The organism is Mesorhizobium sp. BR1-1-16, assembly GCF_020165495.1.
In the GTDB taxonomy this organism is placed as follows: Bacteria; Pseudomonadota; Alphaproteobacteria; order Rhizobiales; family Kaistiaceae; genus Kaistia.
This window is the reverse complement of the sequence record NZ_JAIUIE010000004.1, coordinates 222490-240361: the sequence shown is the minus strand read 5'-3', so window position 1 is coordinate 240361 and position 17872 is coordinate 222490. Positions and strand designations below refer to the sequence as shown.

The window sequence follows — 17872 nt, the reverse complement described above, 5'->3', positions numbered from 1 at the left end:
CCGCCGCGCACGGGCTCGGCCCCGGGGTGTATCGACCAGGGAGCCGAGCCAACCTACGAGTTCCACCAACCCAGACGCTCATCGGCGACCTGTGCTTGATCGCTCTCAGTTGGCAACGCTTAGTCTCCTGTTGGAGGCCGCAACGGAGCCAGCCGGCGAGTTCGTCAAACAAGGCAAGCCAGGCACTCGCGCGCTTCGATCACGAAGAAAGGCGGGTCCCCGTCCGGCTCAAGCGTGCGTTCAACGGGAACATCGGGGCGACGTAGGAGTTTGGTGGTCGTCAACGGCGCGCCGATCTGGCGTTCAGACAACCGCTCTGGCAACGGAGCGAAGGGACGGAGGTTCTTGTGAAAGCGCTCGTCTGGCACGGCAAGGAGGATATCCGCTGCGACAGCGTCACCGATCCGACAATCCAGGATCCGCGTGACGCGATCATCAAGGTCACGAGCTGCGCCATCTGCGGCTCCGATCTTCACCTCTTCCACAATCTGGTTCCGGCCATGCTGCCCGGCGATATCATGGGCCATGAGACGATGGGCGAGGTCGTCGAAGTCGGCAGCGGCATCAATGGCAGCCTCAAGAAGGGCGACCGGATCGTCATACCCTTCACCATTACCTGTGGGGAATGCGACCAGTGCCGGCGCGGCAACTTCTCGGTCTGCGAGCGCACTAATCGTCGCAAGGACCTGGCCGATAAAGTTTTCGGACACACAACTGCCGGTCTCTTTGGCTATTCCCACTTGACGGGCGGCTACCCCGGCGGTCAGGCGGAGTATCTCCGCGTCCCCTTTGCGGATTCGACGCATATCAAGGTGCCCAACAGCCTCTCGGACGAACAGGCGCTGTTCCTCAGCGATATCCTGCCAACCGGCTGGCAGGCCGCGGTCCAGTGCGACATCGAGCCGTCCGACACCGTGGCCGTCTGGGGCTGCGGGCCAGTGGGCCAGATGGCGATCCGCAGCGCCATCCTGCTCGGCGCCAAGCAGGTGATCGCCATCGATCGCCTGCCCGAGCGTCTCAGCATGGCGGAAGCGGCCGGCGCGATCACGATCGACCGCGACCAGGAGAGCGTCATCGAGCGGCTGAACGAGTTGACGGGCGGCAGGGGTCCCGAAAAGTGCATCGACGCTGTGGGCACCGAGAGCCATGTCGCGCTTTCGTTGCCTGACACGATCTACGACCGTGGCATGCAGATGCTGATGATGGAGAATGACCGGCCCCATGTGCTGCGCGAGATCATCTATGTCTGCCGTCCTGCCGGAACCGTCTCGGTCCCCGGCGTCTATACCGGCCTCGTCGACAAGATCCCGCTGGGCGCCGCAATGAACAAGGGCCTGACCTTCCGCATGGGCCAGACGCATGTGAAGCGCTGGACGGATGATCTGACCCGCCGCATCGAGGAAGGAGAGATCGACCCTTCCTTCGTCATCACCCACACGGCCGGCCTGGACGAAGGCCCGGAGATGTACGACCTGTTCCGCGATAAGCGCGACAGCTGCATCAAGGTCGTCCTCAAGCCGTAACGAGGTTTTCCGATGTTCTCGCTCGCCAACCTGACACGTTCCGACGGAGACCCCAAGATCATCGCCACGGGACCCTCGAGCTTGCCTGGCCCGGACAAGTTCGCGCGTGGCCTTGGCTGGTTCAGCATCGGGCTCGGCCTAACGGAATTGCTGGCGCCCAGAGCCTTGACGCGCTGGCTCGGCATGCCGGGCATGGAGGGGCTGGTTCGCTGTTTCGGCTGTCGCGAAATCGCGGCGGGCATGCTGACCCTCTCGACGGAGAGGCGAACGGGCGTCGCCAGCCGCGTCTTGGGTGACGGACTCGACATCGTCGCCTTGGCAACGGCGCTCGGACCCGACAATTCCAAGCGGCAGAATGCCGGACTGGCCCTCGCCCTCGTCGCGGGCGTGACATTGCTCGATATCGTCGCCAGCGCGGCGCTCGCCGATACGCATGCTCGACGGGGTAATCCCCGCGACTATGGCGATCGAAGCGGTTTGCGCGGAAAGCAGTGGCGCGGCGGCGGCCGGGGGCCGACGGCTGATCATGCCTCCAGGTCCGGCACTGTATCGGCGCCAAGTGTCTTGAGGCCGGCATCGTCCGAGCCTTCCATCGGCAAGGGCGTTCTGGACGAAGCTCCCGGCGCGGCTGACTCCGATGGCGAGGGTGACGATGCAACTTCGCGATCCACGGGGCAGGGCTCGCGGCACGGCTTCGGCGACTGACTATTGTCTCTTCGCTTCAGGCTCCGGTCGGCCTAATACCAAATCTTGGAGGAACCGCATGGCCCGGGTGAAGCACGCGCATTTCGCGTCCGGCCGCCCCCAAGAGAGGTGGGCATGGCGCCTGCGGAGCTCCCACTTGGTCTCCCATCAGCCGGCTGACTGGTCAACGAGAGGCCGAGGGGGTGGCACCATGCGTCCGGCGAACTCTTGAACCGTAATATTGCTCAGACGCGAAGGGGATTTGTCATGTCCAACCGAAATCCTCTGGCTGTGATTACCGGGGCCTCGACCGGCATCGGCTACCAACTGGCGCGCTTGGCGGTGGCGCACGGATACGACGTGGTCATTGCCGCTGACGAACCTTCAATCGAGAAGGCGGCTGCGGAGCTTCGTCGAGAAGGCGCAGACGTCGTTGCGGTGCAAGCGGACCTTGCCACCCAGGACGGAGTGGACGCGCTTTATGCAGCTGTCAGTCGCCTCGGCAGACCCGTCGATGCATTGATGGCCAATGCCGGCCGTGGCCTTGGCGATGCTTTCCTCGATCAGGACTGGAAGCGCATTCGCCATGTTATCGACACCAATATCATCGGTACCGTCTATCTCATTCACCTGATCGGCCGCGACATGCGCGCTCGGAACTCCGGTCGGATCCTGATAACCGGCTCGATCGCAGGCTTCATTCCGGGCAGCTTCCAGGCGGTCTACAACGCCACGAAAGCGTTTCTCGACAATTTCGCCTACGCCCTTCGAAACGAACTGAAGGACACCGCCGTCACGGTATCCTGCCTGATGCCAGGCCCCACCGATACGGAGTTCTTCCGTCGTGCAGACATGCTCGACACGCCTGTTGGCCAGGACAAGAAAGACGATCCTGCCGATGTCGCGCGCATTGGATTCGATGCGATGATGAACGGTGAGGCCGATGTCGTGAGCGGCTGGAAAAACAAGCTGCAGACGACGTTGGCCAATATCACACCCTCCGAGTTGCTGGCGGAGCAGCACCGGAAGATGGCTGAGCCAAACGATCGTCATTCGGACACGAAATGAGGAGGCCCAAGATGGACGAACACCTTTCCGATCGTATCCGTCGCAAGGCATATGAGCTTTGGGAAGCGGAAGGGCGACCAGAGGGTCGTGCACAGCTTCACTGGGACGAGGCCAAGGAAATTATCGCGGTCGAGGATGTCGGCGAACCGACGATGTCTATCGAGGAGAGCGCAAGGATCCCTGTCGAGCCCGCGCTCGCTTTTGAGAACCAGGCGGACGTGCCCGGATTGGACGATCAAGGCGACAGCGCGCCGGGCCCGAGCCGCGACGCACTGGAACGACCCTCTCCGATTCCCTTGGCGACGGATCTCAAGCGTTAGATTGGCGACAGGCTCATCACATGATCCCCATTAGGTGACCTCGCCGCTGCTCCCCGGCAGCAGAAGGTCATCCAGTGGCGGCCGAGCCGGCAATGCACCGACCGGACCAGCCTCTTCAACGCGGTCGGGCGTTGGCGATCGAGCACGCAGGCTCTCTATCGCCCTGAACCAATGGTCCTGGGGGTGGCCCCACACCGGCGAGCCGTCGGCCTGCCACAGGCGATAAGCCTCGGCGGCAATTTCGCTATCCGAGAATTCAGTCATTGCAGTCTCTCCGCGTCCGACATTGATCAGCTGTTGAGGGGCATGTAACACGGCAGACAGGGCATTGTTCCGGGCATCGCCTGCATTGAAGGGGAGGATTGCGTTGGCACGCACGCGTCCTCGGTCGTGCCCTAAACACAGGACCGATCGTCGGTCGTAGGACCACGGAACTTTCACCGAACGAGCTGGTTTCGACAGTCTCAACGGCGCTGAACTCATCGACGCGAGCAAAAGCAAGAGGATCCCCATGGCTTCTTCCGTTCCCACCCTGGAACTTGCTGAAGGTGTCTTGATGCCGCAACTCGGCCTCGGCGTCTGGCAAGTGAAAGATGATGCGGTCGAAGAACCCGTCCTTTCAGCAATCTCTACTGGATACAGGCTGATCGATACCGCCGAGGGCTATGGCAATGAAGCGGGCGTCGGTCGGACCATTCAGGCCTCGGACGTTCCTCGCGCGGAGATATTTCTGACCACGAAGCTCGATAATTCCCGGCAGGGTTACGACGAGGCTCTCCGCGCATTCGACGAAAGCCTTGGCAAGCTACAAACCGACTATCTCGATCTCTTTCTCATCCACTGGCCGCTGCCGATGCAGGACAACTATGTGGCGACCTGGAATGCGTTCATCCGGTTGCGGGACGAGGGCCGCGTTCGGGCGATCGGCGTGTCCAATTTCCTGCCCGAGCATATTGAGCGGCTGAAAAACGAGACGGGGGTCATGCCCTCCGTCAACCAGATCGAACTTCACCCTGAATTTCAGCAGCGACGCGTTCGGGATTTCCATCGCACACACGGAATCAAGATCGAAGCCTACAGCCCGTTGGGAAGTGGAGCCGTGCTCGACAATCCTGACATCGCATTATTGGCCCAAAGGCTGGAAAAATCGCCAGCTCAGATCATCCTCCGCTGGCACATCCAGCAGGGAATCATCGCCATCCCAAAGTCGGCGACTCCCGATCGCATCCGTTCCAATTTCGAGATCTTCGATTTCGAGCTTACCAGCGACGAAATGGCTCTCATCGCCAGTCTCGACAAAGGCGAGGAGGGCCGAACCGGTTCGGACCCAGCTACATTCGGCCAGCGAGACTAGCCCATGTCGGAGCAACCCGTCAGGACGGCCGACCGCCTTCGACACGAGATCGATTCAGGCAGCGGTTCCGACAAGATTGCGTTCCCCGATCCCGCAGCATCGCCATTGGGCACGGACGACGAGGCTGCGGGCCAACCGCCTGGCCCTGAGCAGGTGGCGCTTGCGGCGCAGCACGAGTTGACGCGGCCGGCCGGCGCAGTTCCTGGCGCCGCCGAGGAGCGGTCACGCGGAATGTCGGAACAACCGAAGGACCAGGTGCGCTGGATCGCTATTGCTCTGGTCGTCGTGCTCCTGGCGGCTGGTCTGGGATTCGCCGTTCTTTAGCAGCCACAAGGCTCTGGGCGCGCGTGCTGCTCGTCGATCCGTATGGGAAACGGGTATGATGAAAGAAGAAAGGCGCTTCCCGACCGAGGCGGGCATCCTCTTTGGGCTCGGGCTCGGAGGCTTCTTCGATGGGATTGTGCTCCACCAGATATTGCAGTGGCACCACATGGTGACCAGCGCTGGCTACCCTGCCAACTCGGTAGCGAACCTCAACCTGAACACGCGGCTCGATGGCCTCTTTCATGCGGCGACCTATGTCTTCGTGGTCGCTGGCCTGAGCGTGTTGTGGCGCGCCGCCCATCGCCGCCATCTCTGGTGGTCCGGCAAGCTGCTGGCTGGAACCATGCTGATGGGATTTGGGATCTTCAATCTCATCGAGGGATTGGTAGACCATCAGTTGCTGGGACTACACCACGTCAATGAAACGGTGCCACGAGAGCAGTGGATCTATTGGGATATCGGATTTCTGATCTGGGATTTCATAATGCTCGCCAGCGGATGGCTACTGTTCCGTTCTGGCAGGCGCCGGTCACCAGGTGAGGCCGTGTGACCACTTCCCGATGACCGATCGCGCACAGGCTCAGATTGCGACTCTCACTGCGCCTTCATCAACTGTTGAGCATGCTGGAGGTGCATCTGGATGATGGGTGCCGTCTTCTGTGCATGCGCCTTGAGGGCGGGAGCCTCACCCGTCTGCGCGTATGACATCATCAAAGCGACCGCTTCCTTGTGCGCGTTCACCTGTGCATCGATATAAGCGGCATCGAAGGCTCCGGCCGCAGTGCCGTTCAGCTTTTCCACGGTCGCTGCATGCTTCTCGAGCATCGCAGTAGGGATCGTCACCCCATCTTTCTGGGCGGCCATCTTCAACTCGCTGGATGCCTTCGTATGATCGTTGATCATCATCTGCGCGAATTCCTTGACGGCCGCGGAACTGGACTTCTGAAGCGCCACGTTACTGGTCTGTATCTCGAGCATGTCGGAACTCGCGGCGGTCGTCGCGAAATCCTGGGCTGACATCGTCCCGGATTGTGCCCATGCGAGCGATGCCATCAGGCTCACGCTAGCGGCGGCGATTGCTGATCTCATGTAGTTCATTTCCATCTCCCTATCATTCAAAATACCGCCGACGCTGGCAGCGTTGCCGATTACTTAGCTGTGTCGGCCGGGTGGCTGCTCTGGACGCCCAGAGGTCCCGGCCAACGACGCTCCATCAGAGAATGCTGCCGGCGATCTGCTCGTTCTGAGCGCCGCTATTCTTGCGGGGCGGGGCAAGGCGAGGCTCATCGCCGAGCGGGCGACCCTGGGCCAGGCGGAAGGAGCCCTTCCCATCAAGCGACTCGCCGGTTGTCCAGCGTCCTTCGGCGGGCGGCACGCCATCCACAAAGGTATTGATGAACGCGTAGCTGAAGTCTGCCTGCTCTTCAGTCTGCGGAAACGAGTTCGGGACCGGAAGCGACGCGGCGAGTCCACCCATGTCTTCTATGGCCGCCAGCCACTGCTGCTGGTGCATCGTGTCGCGCGCGATGAGGAACGAGAGCATATCCTTCATACCAGGGTCGTCGGTCATGTTGTGGAGCCGAACCGCCAGGACGCGGCCACTACCCTCCGCCGTGACATTGGCGATCATGTCTGCGGCCAGGTTTCCGCTGGCATAGACATGGGAGGCGTCGAACGGCACGCCATTGGCATCGCTCGGAAGGGCGGCCAGACCCGTCGACAGGAGATGCCGGAAGTCCATGCCGTTGAGGACGGATCCGGCGACGGTATCCTGGGCGACATCCTCCTGCACAGACAGCGGTGCATTCTCGAGGTTGAGCGCCACGGCGGTGGCGAGCATCTCAATATGTCCGATTTCTTCGGTCGCCGTGCTCAACAGCATGTCGCGATATTTGGTCGGACCCCGAGCGCCCCAGGCCTGGAAGAAGTACTGGAGAGCAACCCGGATTTCTCCCTCGACGCCGCCGATGGCCTGCTGGAGGGCGCGGGCAAAGACCGCGTTCGGCTTTTCCACTCGAACGGGAAACTGAAGCTTCTTATCAGTATAGTACATGCGATGCTCCGTGGCGTTTTCAGGTGCAAAGCATTCGACAATCGCCGCAGTGCCGGTCAGACCGCTGCGTTGAGATGAGTATCTTTAATACGCTCGAGCGAATAGCCGGACGAATAGAACCAGCCGTTTCACTAGAGACCGGGTCACAGCGATTACGATGCACACGCCAAACAGAGGTCTTGGATGATTGTTCCAGCCGTTTCCAATTGCTTTGGTGAGACGTCCAAAGCCTGCTTCAGTTTCGAAAGGCTAAGGCGGCTTCAGGTGCGTCCCCAGCAGCTCCGACCGCGCTGCGCGCTTAATCGGCGATGCTGATCGCCGCTTTCCTCAGGGTTGCCGCTCTGGCCCGCAACTCGTCCGTGCGATCGCCGAGATCCTCGGCGCTGAAGCGGCGTCCGGCCCGGGACGCGTCGGCTGCCATTTTGTCCAGGAGCACGACGCGTTCCTCGATGATGCGCATGGCGACGCGGATGGCCTCGTCGACGCTATCCTCCTGCTCTTCGGCCAGCACCTCGGCGGTGAACGCATGGCCCACCTGGCAGCGGAAGCGGAGAGGTGGACCGGTGCGCATCTGAGACATGACGCCGCCGCAAGAGGGACAGGAGATCGGGGCGACATCGCCGATCTCCGAGGTGGTGGAAGAATCCGAGCGCCGACCAAGGGCAATGCGGACTTCCAATTCCAGTTCGGGGGGCACCTCGAAGGCTGGTTCGACGTCTTGCCCTGCGAGTTCGACCAGCACCTCGGCAAGCTCGGCGGATGTTCCGCGGTAATCGACATCGACGGCGGCCAAGGCACCCAGCGGCATGTCCGACGCCCGGGAGTCGGAGGGGTTCTGTACGGCTGTTGCGCCGCCGCACTGTGCGATCGCCGACAACCCGGCGGCCCCATCGTTCAGCAGTCCGCTCAGGATAACCCCGATGGCCCTCGGTCCGAACGAAACCGCAACCGATCTCAGAAGGGCGTCGGCGGCGGGACGCGCGAGGTTTTCACGGGGGCCGCGGCCGAATCTTATGGTGTCGTCCATGACAAGCAAGTGATGACCGGCAGGCGCAACATAGACATGCCCACGCTCCAGGATCTGCCCATCGATCGCAGTGCTGACAGGCAGTCGCGATGCGCTTCCGAGGATTTCAGGTAGGCGATTGGCTCCTCGCGAGCCGATGTGAACGACGAGGAGAACGGCTGCGGGGAAGTCCGCGGGCAGACCGCCGAGAAGTGTCTTCGCGGCGTCGATTGCACCCAGCGAACCGCCGATCGCTATGATGTCGCGCTTGGCCAAATTTCTGCTCCTGCTTTATTCCGAGCGGACCTCGGGGCTGCGGCAGTCTGGCAATCGGCTCCCACCGCTTCCTCCGCCTACAGCGATCCGATCTCTCGCTGGCTTTGCAGCCATCAGCCGCGCGATGACATCCGCTCGACAGCCGCGATCAGGGTCGCTCGCTCGAGCGGCTTCGACAGCACGTCTCGGTCACGCATGCCTGGCGGCAACTCCTGAGTGCCGTGACCGCTGAGGAAAGCGAACGGTATGTTCCGCTCCTCCAGCCGTTCGGCGACCGCAAAGCTCTTCTCGTCGCGAAGCTCGATGTCCAGCAGTGCCATATCGACGAGATTTTCATCGATTGCGATCAAGGCAGCCTGTACGGTTGAACAGGGTCCGACCACACGATGATCAGCGCCGCGCAATGCTGCAGCATGATCTTCCGCGATCAACCATTCGTCCTCGACGATCAGTACATTCGCCGTCATTGGCCTCTCCCTGCACTAGATATCGAAGGACATGTGCACCTTCAAACCATCGGGATCAAAAAATGTTTCGACAGTACCTCGCAATCGGTACTCGATCTCGCCTTTGACCAGCGACAGGCCAAAACCATTCCTGTCGGGCGCAACAACGGGCGGCCCGTCTTTTTCCGCCCAGATCAGCTTGAGTCGCGGGCCGTCGAGTTCCCAGCGGATATCGACAGTCCCACCATTCTTGCTCAACGCGCCGTATTTGGCCGCATTGGTTGCCAGTTCGTGGATGACCATACCGATTGGCAGTCCGTACTGCGGCTCCAGACGGAGATCCGGGCCAACTGCCTGGAAGCGGGCCGCATCGAAAGCCGCCGCCTCCTGTTCGACGAGCTCCTTCACGGATGCGGTCTTCCAGTTGGTGCGCGACAGCAATCCGTATGCGCGCGCCATTGCATGAAGCCGGCCGATCAGCGAATTGCTGAATTCTTCCGGAGACGGCGCACTTTCGAGCGTGTGATTGGCGATGCTGATCACGACCGCCAGCATATTCTTGACACGGTGATTCAGTTCAGAGATCAGCACCTGCTGATGCTCTTCCGCCGCGGCCAGGGTTGAGACGTCGACGAGGGTCACGACGACGCCCCCGGTGCGGCCTACATCATCGCGATAAGGGATGAGCCGGATCAGGAAATGTTTGCCATTGCTGTCGCGTGGAAGCTGGTGCTCCAGCATCTCGCCAGTTCGGAAGACGGTTTCAATGGCATCGCGAAGGTCTGGATAGTCCAGATTGCTCGAAAGATCGGTCAGCGGTCTTCCGACGTCTGAGGACCGAAGATGGAAGAAGGTCGATGCAGCGGGCGTGAAGTTACGGATAACCAGATTGCGGTCGAGAAAGACCGTCGCGATCTTGGTGCTTTCGAAGAGGTTCTTCAGATCGCTGTTGGCCCGATCGAGGTCCTCGACCTTGCTGATCAGCTCGGTGTTGATCGTATTCAGCTCCTCGTTGAGGGACTGCATTTCCTCTTTCGAGGCTTCGAGCTCCTCGTTCGTGGATTGCGCCTCCTCGTTAACCGAGACGAGTTCCTCGTTCGATGACTTCAATTCCTCGAGGGCAGTTTCATACTCTTCAATCGTCGACTGCAGCCGTTCACGGGTGTCCCGAAGCTCTCGTTCAAGGTCGTCTGATCCGTCGGGCATCTCCGCACGCCCTTCCGACGCCGCTTGCATTACCGGCTGGCCGCTCGGCTCGAACAGCACGAGAAACAGCGGTTCCTGCATGCTGCGATCCGACAGTGGCTCGACGGTCAGGTCGATTTGTTGACTTTGTTCCGTCTCCCCATCGAGGACGACATTCTTGCGGATCGCTGTTGCTTTTGTCTCGACGGCTTGGCGCAAGGCGGCACGCAGGTCAAGTCGAAGGCCTTTCTTGGCCATCGATAGAATCTGACGGCTGGGTGCACCCTGCGCCGCCTCCAAAAATCGTCCTGTCCGCGAGGAGTAATAGACAACTTCGCCTTCGCCGTTCACGACGACATGAGCGGGGGAAAACCGCTCCAGTACCTGCATTTCCACCACTTGGCGGAGCGGAGAGGCGCTATGTCGGCGCTTGAGTCCCGAGGCATCCTCATGTGCCGCAAGGCGTGGCTCTGCCAAGAGGGCCGACAGCTGCGGCGGACTTGAAAGCCGCTCTCGCGCCTGGAAAATCCGGTTCTTCTTTTCGATCGTTGTGAACAGTTCGGTGTGGTGACCGATGCTCTCCGAGGTTCCGAGGAAGAGATAGCCGCCGGGCTTCAGCGCGTAGTGGAAGGTCGGCATCACACGATTCTGGATGTCCGGCCCGAAATAGATCAACAAGTTGCGGCAGGAGACCATATCCATGCGCGAGAAAGGCGGGTCACGGATAACGCTGTGCGGAGAAAAGACGCATAGCTCCCGCAATTCGCTGGTAACCGTGAAACTGCTGCCGTCACGATGGAAGAACCTCTGTCTCCGCTCGGGCGAAAGGCTTTCCGTCAATTGTTCCGGGTAGCGGCCTGAGCGGGCTATACCCAGTGCGTGTTCGTCGATATCGGTCGCGAAGATCTGGACCCGCGGAGGGTTGGAGGTGCGATCAAGATGCTCACGCATCAATATGGCGAGCGAGTAGACTTCCTCGCCCGTCGCGCAGCCGGGCACCCAGATGCGCACCGCGTCATTGCTGCTGCGGCCTTCGAAAAGTTTCGGGACGACCTCCTTCTCGAGGAGAGCGAATGCTTCGGGATCGCGGAAGAAGTTCGTGACGTTGATCAGAAGATCCCTGAACAGGTTGGCAACTTCAGACGCATCCTGGCCCAGGAGATCGACATAGTCCTCAAGGCTGCCGAGTTGCAGCACCTGCATCCGCCGCCTGACCCGCCGCATGAAGGTCTTCGTTTTGTAGCCCGAGAAGTCGTGGCCCGTCTGACTGTTCAGGATGCTGTATATCTGCCCGCGGGCAGATTGCAGCGCGGCTTCTTCACTCTTGTTCTTGGTCTCGGTCAAGACCGCCAGTGCGTGGAAGCTGCGGACAAACGCTACGATCTTCTCGCCCATCTCTTCGGCTGGAACGGCGAGATCGATCATGCCGCTCGAAATTGCGCTCTCCGGCATATCGGGGTTTCTGGGGCCGGAAGCGTCGCTGGCCTGGGCGAGGGTAAGGCCACCGCGCTCCTTGATTGCCTTGGCACCAAGCGTCCCATCGCCGTCGCCTCCCGACAGGATGACGGCCACGGCGTATTCGCTTTGATCGGCGGCAAGAGAGCTTAGGAAGATATCGATCGGCTTGCGCTCGCGACCGGGACTGTTCGGCCGGCGCAACTGAAGAATACCCTCTGCCATCGTGAGAATGGCGTTGGGCGGCATGACATAGACATGATCAAGCTCGACGACGGTCGCATCTTCCGCCACGACGACCGGAAGCTCCGTGTATCGCCCGATGACCTCATGCAGAACACTATGATGTTCGGGATTGAGATGGGTAACGATCACAAAAGCCGCGCCCGGATTGACAGGCAAGCCCCTGAAAAACGCCTCCATCGCCGGGATTCCGCCAGCGGACGCTCCGATTCCAACCACTGGAAATCTGTTGTCTGAATCGGTCAAGCTTTTAGTTCTCCGCTATTAGCGAAACGCGCCAGTCGGGGTTATGATCCATAATAATACGGTGGTCTTAGCATTGCAGCCAACAATGGTTTGCGCTCGGTCGGAACGCTCCGTCTGCAGCCACGTTGGACCCCACAGGGAGGAAGCCATGCCAAAGCGTTTCGACGTCGATTCACGCTCGACCTTCGGCTTTGTCGATCCGGCCTTCCATTTCGGGATGGTTATCGAACCAGTTCCCGATCAGATCCTTCGTGCTGCACGATCCCTGCAGGCCCGACTTGACGAACGACGCGCGGAGCGTCTCGACGCGCCGAAATTGATGAAGGGACCTGAAGCGTGACGATGCTCCGTGGCAGCCGGGTGTTGATCGTCGAAGATGAGTATCTTCTCGCGAGCGATCTTGATCGGTACTTCAGCAGCTTGGGCGCCGTCGTGCTCGGTCCCGTCTCGAATGTCGAGGCTGCCCGCTCGCAAACAGTATATGCCGACGCCGCTGTGCTCGACGTGGATTTGAACGGACAGGAAGTCTTTCCGATCGCCGACGAACTCGACCGCCGAGGCGTCCCGTTCGTGTTCTTCACGGGGCGCTCGGATATTGCCATTCCGCCTCGGTTTGGCCATGCGGGCCGCCTTTCAAAACCGGCCGATAGCCGCGCCGTTCTCGAAGCTCTGCAGAACCAACATCGAAAGGCCGACACCGTCGAGCCCCTCGACGACGTCGTCGCGTTGCTGCCGAAACTCAGGCTGGCCGCGCTCCTGCTGATGGGAGAGAGCGACGCCGCGGATCATCTCGTGGAGTTGACGCTCGAACGGGCTTCGCTCGATATCGATGCGCGAGACGGCTATGCGAGCCTGGAGGGGTGGCTCGCATTCCTTCTCGAAGATACCCACAAACGCCGAGATCATAAGAACTGGCAGTGATGGCCCTCGTGCGATGTCTGCCACTGGATGACGCGACCGCGGACTTTTGCGGCTCGTGATGAAACCTTCTCGGGTGTTGCTTGTTCGTGGCAATGCCGATCAGCATGATCAGAGGGGAGGGCCGTCTCGTGGACGCATTCGAAGTTCAGCAGCGCTACACGTCGATCTCAAACGCCATTGAGGCCGCAAGGGCCGAGCGCAAGCGGCAGATGGACGTCATCGCGAGCACAGCCCGAAGCGGTCAGCACGATGCCAGCGATCGCGCGCGCCACTTGCTCGCAGCCATCGACGGATCCCTTGAGGAGCTTGAACGGCAGCAAGCAGCGCTGGAAGGCCAGTTGGCCAACGCCAGCGCCGAGTGATTGGGGCCCTCGTGCTCAGCGCTGTTCCTCCGTCACGCCTGGGGGCCGAACAGCCGGCAACGCTTCATCCATGCGAACCCGATGACCGTCGGATACCGACTGAGGCGGGTTGACACGGCTGGACTCCTGTCGTCTCCGGAGCCGCCGGCGACGGAGTATTCCATAGAGGAATGCTGCGCCAAGCGCGACCGGTCCGCCAGCAACGGCAAGGAACCAGAGTCCCGCGGCGACATGGTCGAGTTCGAGCATAACTGGCCTCCGTGCAATCGCTTTGCCTTTTCAGGGCATGAAGAACGACCAGATGATCACGGCGACGAAGATCACCGCCGCGATGATCATGGCGGGCATGATGATCCGCCGCGCGCCGCGCTGCTCTTCTTGGCGGGACATTGTCTTGGTCATGGAGAATTCCTCCAAATGCGCGTGAGTTCGCCTCAACGCTGTTGTGCTGTCGGTACCTTTTGGAGCGCGTCGCTCAGTCGCTTGATGTCGTCAACGAAGGAGCGCGCCGCGTCGCGCAGGGCGCCCGACGGGCCGTTCTGCGCATAGGCGGTATAGGTCATCAGCGTGGTGTCGAGCGTCTGGCGCTGAAGCCGGAGATAGGTCTCCTTGAACGTCGCCTGAGGCGTTCCCTGCAGCATGTCGTGCAGGGACTGCCGAGACTGGTCGAGTGACCGAGGCGGCTCAATGTCGCCGGCCGCCGAGGCGATGGCCTGATTGGCGTCATTGAAGACCTGAACGACATAATTGCCATATCGGAGGATATCGCTGTCCTCCGTCTTCGCCACGGCGAGGCGCGCAATGGCCAACTCCAGCAAGCCGTCCTGGGTGGCTTCATTGACGAAAGCTTCCGCGTCTCCAGGTGCTGGAGCCTGTGCGCTCGCGACGCCGGCCGGCAGGAACATCAGATAGGCAACGACTGCCAATAGAATGTGGCGCATGACGGGGTCTCTCGTCTTTTTGGATCGGCCAGTCCGAAGAACAAGCTCGTCCTGCATATGTTCCCGGCGGACGACGCGGCAGCCCGCGCGGCGGCATCATCAACAGCCCTCGACCGTGCAATCGAGGGGGAGCAGGAACAAAGCTTGCGTTCCGAGGTTCGGGGGCCGTTGCAAGCCCAGTGAATCGAGGAATGCGATGGCGGATCTGGTTCTGATCACCGGAGGCGGCGGCTTCATCGGCCGACATATCATCGACGAACTGCTCGAACGCGGTTGGCGGGTCCGTGTGCTCGATGCCCTGATCGATCAGGTGCACGGCAGCGGCCATCCGCAGCTGCCGCAGGATGTCGAGTTGGTCAAAGGCGACGTCCGCGATCCCGAGGCGGTCTCACGGGCCCTACAGGGTGTCGACTGCGTCATCCATCTCGCGGCCGAGGTCGGCGTCGGCCAATCGATGTATGAAATCGCGCGATATGTCGGTGCGAACGATCTCGGCACCGCGGTTCTGCTTGAGGCGCTGATCAACCATCCCGTGCAGCGGATCGTCGTGGCATCGTCGATGAGCGTCTATGGCGAGGGCCTTTACAGGACCGCAGATGACGAACGTTTCGACCATGCACGGCGCAGCCGCTCGCGCGTGGCGGCAGGCCTCTGGGACCCCGTCGACGCGAATGGCGGGCAGTTGTCCCCGGCCGCGACCGACGAGGAGAAGCCGGTCGATCTCGCATCCATCTACGCGCTGACGAAATATGTCCAGGAGCGGTCCGTGCTCATCTTCGGTCGGGCCTATGGCGTCGAGACGGTGGCGCTGCGCCTGTTCAATGTCTTCGGCGCGGGTCAGGCGCTCTCTAATCCCTATACCGGCGTGCTCGCGAATTTCGCTGCTCGCCTTGCCAATCGGGAACGGCCGCTCGTCTTCGAGGACGGCGCCCAGCGGCGCGACTTTATCCATGTCCGCGATGTCGCGACGGCGTTCCGCCTGGCGCTTGAGCGGCCGGGACTTGATGACGTCGTGCTGAATATCGGCAGCGGCCGGTCCTATGCGATCCGCGACGTCGCCACCATGCTTGCCGAGGCAATGGGCGTGCCGGATCTCAAGCCGGATATCCTCGGTAAGACCCGCTCCGGCGACATCCGCAATTGCTATGCGGACATCAGCAAGGCGCGCGCCCTGCTAGGGTTCGAGCCGGCACATCGTCTCGAAGACTCGCTGGCGGAGATTGCCGACTGGGTCCGCGACACGGTCGCGCTCGATCGCAGCGCGCAGATGCGCAGCCAGCTCGAAGCGATGGGGCTGGTGTCATGAGGCCCAGCGACGACGCCGAGATCGCTGTAGTCGGAGGCTGCGGCTTCATTGGCTGCAACCTGGCCGATGCGCTGCTGGCCAGAGGCAGGCGGGTGGTCCTGATCGACAATCTGAGCCGGCCGGGCGTCGAGACCAATCTCGACTGGCTGCTCGATCGGCATCGAGGTGCGGTGCGGTTCGTTCGCGCCGACATTCGTGACGGCGGAGCGATGCAGCGCCTGCTCCGGGACGCCGCAGCGGTATTCCACTTCGCCGCCCAGACCGCGGTGACGACAAGTCTCGACGATCCGCTCTCCGACTTCGAGGCCAACGCGCGCGGAACGTTGAACGTGCTCGAAGCCGTGCGGCGCGCGGAGACGCGGGCTCCCCTGATCTTTGCCAGCACCAACAAGGTTTATGGGGCGCTTGACGACATTCCGATGATGCTGTCCGAGGGACGGTATCGGCCCCGCGATCCAGCGCTCGCCACACGCGGCCTGGACGAGAGCCTCAATCTCGAATTCCGCACGCCCTATGGCTGTTCAAAGGGTGCCGCCGACCAGTATGTGCTCGACTATGGCGCGTCATTCGGCATGCGGACGGCTGTGCTCCGCATGAGCTGCATCTACGGCCCACGCCAGTTTGGCACCGAGGACCAGGGCTGGGTGGCGCATCTTCTGAAGCGCGCCATCAATCGCCAGCCGGTCACGATATTCGGCGATGGCTGTCAGGTTCGCGACGTGCTGCATGTCAAGGATGCGGTCGCGGCCTATCTCGCTGTGTTCGACGGCATCGATCGCTGCGCTGGCCGCGCCTTCAATCTCGGCGGAGGCCCGTCCAATTCCATCAGCCTCATGGAATTTCTCGAACTGATTGGAACGATCACCGGAAGCCGGCCGTCCGTCCGCCATGCTCCGCGGCGGGCAGGCGATCAGGTCTATTTCGTTGCCGACAGCCGCCGCTTGAACGAAGCCGTGGGCTGGACGCCGGAGGTCGACTGGAGAGATGGTGCGCGCGATCTCGCGGACTGGCTCTCCCGCCACAGGAAGCTGCCTCTGCCGGCCGGAACTGAAAGGCTGCGCGCATGAGCCGATCGGCACGACGGCACATGCTGCTGACAGTCGATGCGGTTGGCGGGGTCTGGCAATACGCCATGAGACTGGGCCGTAAAATCGCGAACCATGGCGATCGCGTTCACTTCGCGGGCCTCGGGCCGCGGCCGAGCCCCGCGCAGCAGGGCGAGGCAGAGGCGATCGGCGAACTTGTATGGCTCGGCGCGCCACTTGAATGGATGGCGTCGGAAGAGGCTGAGGTTGAGCCGGTCGCAGTGGCGCTCGACAGGGTCGTCCTCGACCATGACATTGATTTGCTCCACCTCAACTCGCCGACACAGGCCGTTGGCCTCAGGACACGCAAACCTGTTGTGGTCGTCTCGCATTCCTGCCTGGCGGGCTGGTTTCGGACTGTCCGGGGGGAGAGCGTTCCGAGCGGATGGAACTGGCAGGTGACGCGCGCCGCGCGGGGATTCGCGCGGGCCGACGTCGTTGTCGCTCCAAGTGCAAGCCATGCTGCGATGCTCGTGGCCTGTTACGACGCGCTTCCAAAAATCGAGGTCGTTTACAACGCGGCAGGCAGGTTGCCGGCAGGAGACCACCGCCAGCCATTTGCTCTCGCCGCCGGACGATGGTGGGACGAAGGCAAGAACGGTGCGGTCCTGGAAGCGGCGGCACAGCGCTGCCAGTGGCGGATCTTTGCCGCGGGGGCCACAGAGGGGCCAAACGGCGCATCGATCGATTTCGACGCCGCTAATGGGCTCGGCACGGTCGCCGGCGACGAACTGCGCGGGCTGATGGCTCAGTGTGGCGTCTTCGTCTCGCCGTCGATCTATGAGCCGTTCGGCCTCGCCGCGCTCGAAGCAGCCCTGACAGGGGCACCGCTCGTCCTGGCCGATATTCCGACCTATCGCGAGCTTTGGGATGGCGCTGCTGTCTTCTTTCCGCCGCTCGATGCAACGGCGCTGGCCCGGACCATCGACTGGCTGGCATCCGATACCGAAGAGCGGCTCGCACTCGGTGAAGCGGCTCATGAGCGCGCAAGCCGCTTCACGCTCCGTCGACAGGGCAGGGCGATGCGCGCCGTCTACGAGCAGGCCGTCTCCATTTTCGCGGAATGAGGATATT

At 61.8% G+C, this 17872-nt stretch carries 21 protein-coding genes; 13 read left to right on the top strand and 8 right to left on the bottom strand.

The window, feature by feature from the left end; all coding sequences use genetic code 11:
• The first annotated feature begins 347 nt into the window (after window positions 1-347).
• From LB518_RS11810 to LB518_RS11795, 4 genes are all read left to right on the top strand, one after another.
• Window positions 348-1523 carry a zinc-dependent alcohol dehydrogenase gene (locus LB518_RS11810; RefSeq protein ID WP_224577708.1) on the top strand — a complete coding sequence of 392 codons (1176 nt, stop codon included), beginning with the start codon at window positions 348-350 and terminating at the stop codon, window positions 1521-1523.
• Between the two features lie 12 nt (window positions 1524-1535).
• Window positions 1536-2228 carry a hypothetical protein gene (locus tag LB518_RS11805; protein ID WP_224577706.1) on the top strand — a complete coding sequence of 231 codons (693 nt, stop codon included), beginning with the start codon at window positions 1536-1538 and terminating at the stop codon, window positions 2226-2228.
• Window positions 2229-2474: 246 nt separating this feature from the next.
• On the top strand, window positions 2475-3275 hold the full coding sequence (locus LB518_RS11800) for an SDR family NAD(P)-dependent oxidoreductase (protein WP_224577704.1): 801 nt from the start codon (window positions 2475-2477) through the stop codon (window positions 3273-3275).
• Window positions 3276-3286: 11 nt separating this feature from the next.
• Window positions 3287-3595, top strand: coding sequence for a DUF2934 domain-containing protein (locus LB518_RS11795; protein ID WP_224577702.1), 309 nt, complete (start codon window positions 3287-3289; stop codon window positions 3593-3595).
• Between the two features lie 30 nt (window positions 3596-3625).
• Here the strand turns inward: LB518_RS11795 and LB518_RS11790 are convergent, their stop codons facing one another.
• Complete coding sequence (locus tag LB518_RS11790; protein ID WP_224577700.1) at window positions 3626-3859, bottom strand: DUF2934 domain-containing protein; 234 nt, start codon at window positions 3857-3859, stop codon at window positions 3626-3628.
• Between the two features lie 247 nt (window positions 3860-4106).
• On the opposite strand from LB518_RS11790, the gene LB518_RS11785 reads away from it, so the two are divergent.
• The 3 genes from LB518_RS11785 to LB518_RS11775 are packed head-to-tail and all read left to right on the top strand — an operon-like array spanning window position 4107 to window position 5823.
• Window positions 4107-4949, top strand: a complete 843-nt coding sequence (locus tag LB518_RS11785; RefSeq protein WP_224577698.1) for an aldo/keto reductase — start codon at window positions 4107-4109, stop codon at window positions 4947-4949.
• Between the two features lie 3 nt (window positions 4950-4952).
• Window positions 4953-5273 carry a hypothetical protein gene (locus tag LB518_RS11780; protein ID WP_224577696.1) on the top strand — a complete coding sequence of 107 codons (321 nt, stop codon included), beginning with the start codon at window positions 4953-4955 and terminating at the stop codon, window positions 5271-5273.
• 55 nt (window positions 5274-5328) lie between these two features.
• Window positions 5329-5823, top strand: coding sequence for a DUF2243 domain-containing protein (locus LB518_RS11775; RefSeq protein WP_224577693.1), 495 nt, complete (start codon window positions 5329-5331; stop codon window positions 5821-5823).
• Window positions 5824-5867: 44 nt separating this feature from the next.
• On the opposite strand, the gene LB518_RS11770 is transcribed toward LB518_RS11775, so the two are convergent.
• The 5 genes from LB518_RS11770 to LB518_RS11750 form a co-directional block, all read right to left on the bottom strand.
• Window positions 5868-6371: a DUF4142 domain-containing protein gene (locus tag LB518_RS11770; protein WP_224577691.1), complete on the bottom strand. Its 504-nt coding sequence runs from the start codon at window positions 6369-6371 to the stop codon at window positions 5868-5870.
• Between the two features lie 115 nt (window positions 6372-6486).
• A complete protein-coding gene (locus LB518_RS11765; protein WP_224577689.1) occupies window positions 6487-7326 on the bottom strand; it encodes a manganese catalase family protein in 840 nt (279 codons plus the stop codon).
• Window positions 7327-7624: 298 nt separating this feature from the next.
• Window positions 7625-8608: a chemotaxis protein CheB gene (locus LB518_RS11760; protein WP_224577686.1), complete on the bottom strand. Its 984-nt coding sequence runs from the start codon at window positions 8606-8608 to the stop codon at window positions 7625-7627.
• A gap of 113 nt (window positions 8609-8721) precedes the next feature.
• Complete coding sequence (locus LB518_RS11755) at window positions 8722-9075, bottom strand: response regulator (protein WP_224577662.1); 354 nt, start codon at window positions 9073-9075, stop codon at window positions 8722-8724.
• Window positions 9076-9090: 15 nt separating this feature from the next.
• Entirely contained in the window at window positions 9091-12183 is a 3093-nt protein-coding gene (locus tag LB518_RS11750) for a CheR family methyltransferase (RefSeq protein WP_224577660.1), read from the bottom strand.
• 148 nt (window positions 12184-12331) lie between these two features.
• On the opposite strand from LB518_RS11750, the gene LB518_RS11745 reads away from it, so the two are divergent.
• The 3 genes from LB518_RS11745 (at window position 12332) to LB518_RS11735 (ending at window position 13466) form a co-directional block, all read left to right on the top strand.
• Window positions 12332-12523, top strand: a complete 192-nt coding sequence (locus LB518_RS11745; RefSeq protein ID WP_224577658.1) for a hypothetical protein — start codon at window positions 12332-12334, stop codon at window positions 12521-12523.
• A gap of 2 nt (window positions 12524-12525) precedes the next feature.
• Window positions 12526-13104 (top strand): response regulator, encoded by a 579-nt coding sequence (locus tag LB518_RS11740; RefSeq protein ID WP_502845826.1) that lies wholly within the window; start codon window positions 12526-12528, stop codon window positions 13102-13104.
• A 128-nt stretch (window positions 13105-13232) separates the two neighbouring features.
• Entirely contained in the window at window positions 13233-13466 is a 234-nt protein-coding gene (locus LB518_RS11735; protein WP_224577654.1) for a hypothetical protein, read from the top strand.
• Window positions 13467-13745: 279 nt separating this feature from the next.
• On the opposite strand, the gene LB518_RS24690 is transcribed toward LB518_RS11735, so the two are convergent.
• A complete protein-coding gene (locus LB518_RS24690; RefSeq protein WP_286198670.1) occupies window positions 13746-13868 on the bottom strand; it encodes a hypothetical protein in 123 nt (40 codons plus the stop codon).
• A 32-nt stretch (window positions 13869-13900) separates the two neighbouring features.
• Window positions 13901-14407, bottom strand: a complete 507-nt coding sequence (locus tag LB518_RS11730; protein ID WP_224577652.1) for a DUF4142 domain-containing protein — start codon at window positions 14405-14407, stop codon at window positions 13901-13903.
• A 196-nt stretch (window positions 14408-14603) separates the two neighbouring features.
• Here LB518_RS11730 and LB518_RS11725 point away from each other — a divergent pair, with 196 nt between their 5' ends.
• From LB518_RS11725 to LB518_RS11715, 3 genes are read left to right on the top strand one after another with little or no spacing between them, the layout of a single operon-like run.
• The gene (locus tag LB518_RS11725) at window positions 14604-15713 is read left to right on the top strand and encodes an NAD-dependent epimerase/dehydratase family protein (RefSeq protein WP_224577650.1); all 1110 of its coding nucleotides are present in this window, start codon (window positions 14604-14606) and stop codon (window positions 15711-15713) included.
• Window positions 15710-16780, top strand: coding sequence for an NAD-dependent epimerase/dehydratase family protein (locus LB518_RS11720; protein ID WP_224577647.1), 1071 nt, complete (start codon window positions 15710-15712; stop codon window positions 16778-16780). Before LB518_RS11725 ends, LB518_RS11720 begins: the two co-directional genes overlap by 4 nt.
• Window positions 16777-17865, top strand: a complete 1089-nt coding sequence (locus LB518_RS11715; protein ID WP_224577645.1) for a glycosyltransferase family 4 protein — start codon at window positions 16777-16779, stop codon at window positions 17863-17865. Before LB518_RS11720 ends, LB518_RS11715 begins: the two co-directional genes overlap by 4 nt.
• Window positions 17866-17872: the final 7 nt, after the last annotated feature.

Excerpts from the sequence above, each read along its gene's own strand:
- LB518_RS11805 (WP_224577706.1), top strand. The coding sequence starts at position 1,536 with ATGTTCTCGCTCGCCAACCTGACACGTTCCGACGGAGACCCCAAGATC.
- LB518_RS11800 (WP_224577704.1), top strand. The coding sequence starts at position 2,475 with ATGTCCAACCGAAATCCTCTGGCTGTGATTACCGGGGCCTCGACCGGC.
- LB518_RS11795 (WP_224577702.1), top strand. The coding sequence starts at position 3,287 with ATGGACGAACACCTTTCCGATCGTATCCGTCGCAAGGCATATGAGCTT.
- LB518_RS11790 (WP_224577700.1), bottom strand. The coding sequence starts at position 3,859 with ATGACTGAATTCTCGGATAGCGAAATTGCCGCCGAGGCTTATCGCCTG.
- LB518_RS11785 (WP_224577698.1), top strand. The coding sequence starts at position 4,107 with ATGGCTTCTTCCGTTCCCACCCTGGAACTTGCTGAAGGTGTCTTGATG.
- LB518_RS11780 (WP_224577696.1), top strand. The coding sequence starts at position 4,953 with ATGTCGGAGCAACCCGTCAGGACGGCCGACCGCCTTCGACACGAGATC.
- LB518_RS11775 (WP_224577693.1), top strand. The coding sequence starts at position 5,329 with ATGATGAAAGAAGAAAGGCGCTTCCCGACCGAGGCGGGCATCCTCTTT.
- LB518_RS11770 (WP_224577691.1), bottom strand. The coding sequence starts at position 6,371 with ATGAACTACATGAGATCAGCAATCGCCGCCGCTAGCGTGAGCCTGATG.
- LB518_RS11765 (WP_224577689.1), bottom strand. The coding sequence starts at position 7,326 with ATGTACTATACTGATAAGAAGCTTCAGTTTCCCGTTCGAGTGGAAAAG.
- LB518_RS11755 (WP_224577662.1), bottom strand. The coding sequence starts at position 9,075 with ATGACGGCGAATGTACTGATCGTCGAGGACGAATGGTTGATCGCGGAA.
- LB518_RS11745 (WP_224577658.1), top strand. The coding sequence starts at position 12,332 with ATGCCAAAGCGTTTCGACGTCGATTCACGCTCGACCTTCGGCTTTGTC.
- LB518_RS11740 (WP_502845826.1), top strand. The coding sequence starts at position 12,526 with ATGCTCCGTGGCAGCCGGGTGTTGATCGTCGAAGATGAGTATCTTCTC.
- LB518_RS24690 (WP_286198670.1), bottom strand. The coding sequence starts at position 13,868 with ATGACCAAGACAATGTCCCGCCAAGAAGAGCAGCGCGGCGCGCGGCGG.
- LB518_RS11730 (WP_224577652.1), bottom strand. The coding sequence starts at position 14,407 with ATGCGCCACATTCTATTGGCAGTCGTTGCCTATCTGATGTTCCTGCCG.
- LB518_RS11725 (WP_224577650.1), top strand. The coding sequence starts at position 14,604 with ATGGCGGATCTGGTTCTGATCACCGGAGGCGGCGGCTTCATCGGCCGA.
- LB518_RS11720 (WP_224577647.1), top strand. The coding sequence starts at position 15,710 with ATGAGGCCCAGCGACGACGCCGAGATCGCTGTAGTCGGAGGCTGCGGC.
- LB518_RS11715 (WP_224577645.1), top strand. The coding sequence starts at position 16,777 with ATGAGCCGATCGGCACGACGGCACATGCTGCTGACAGTCGATGCGGTT.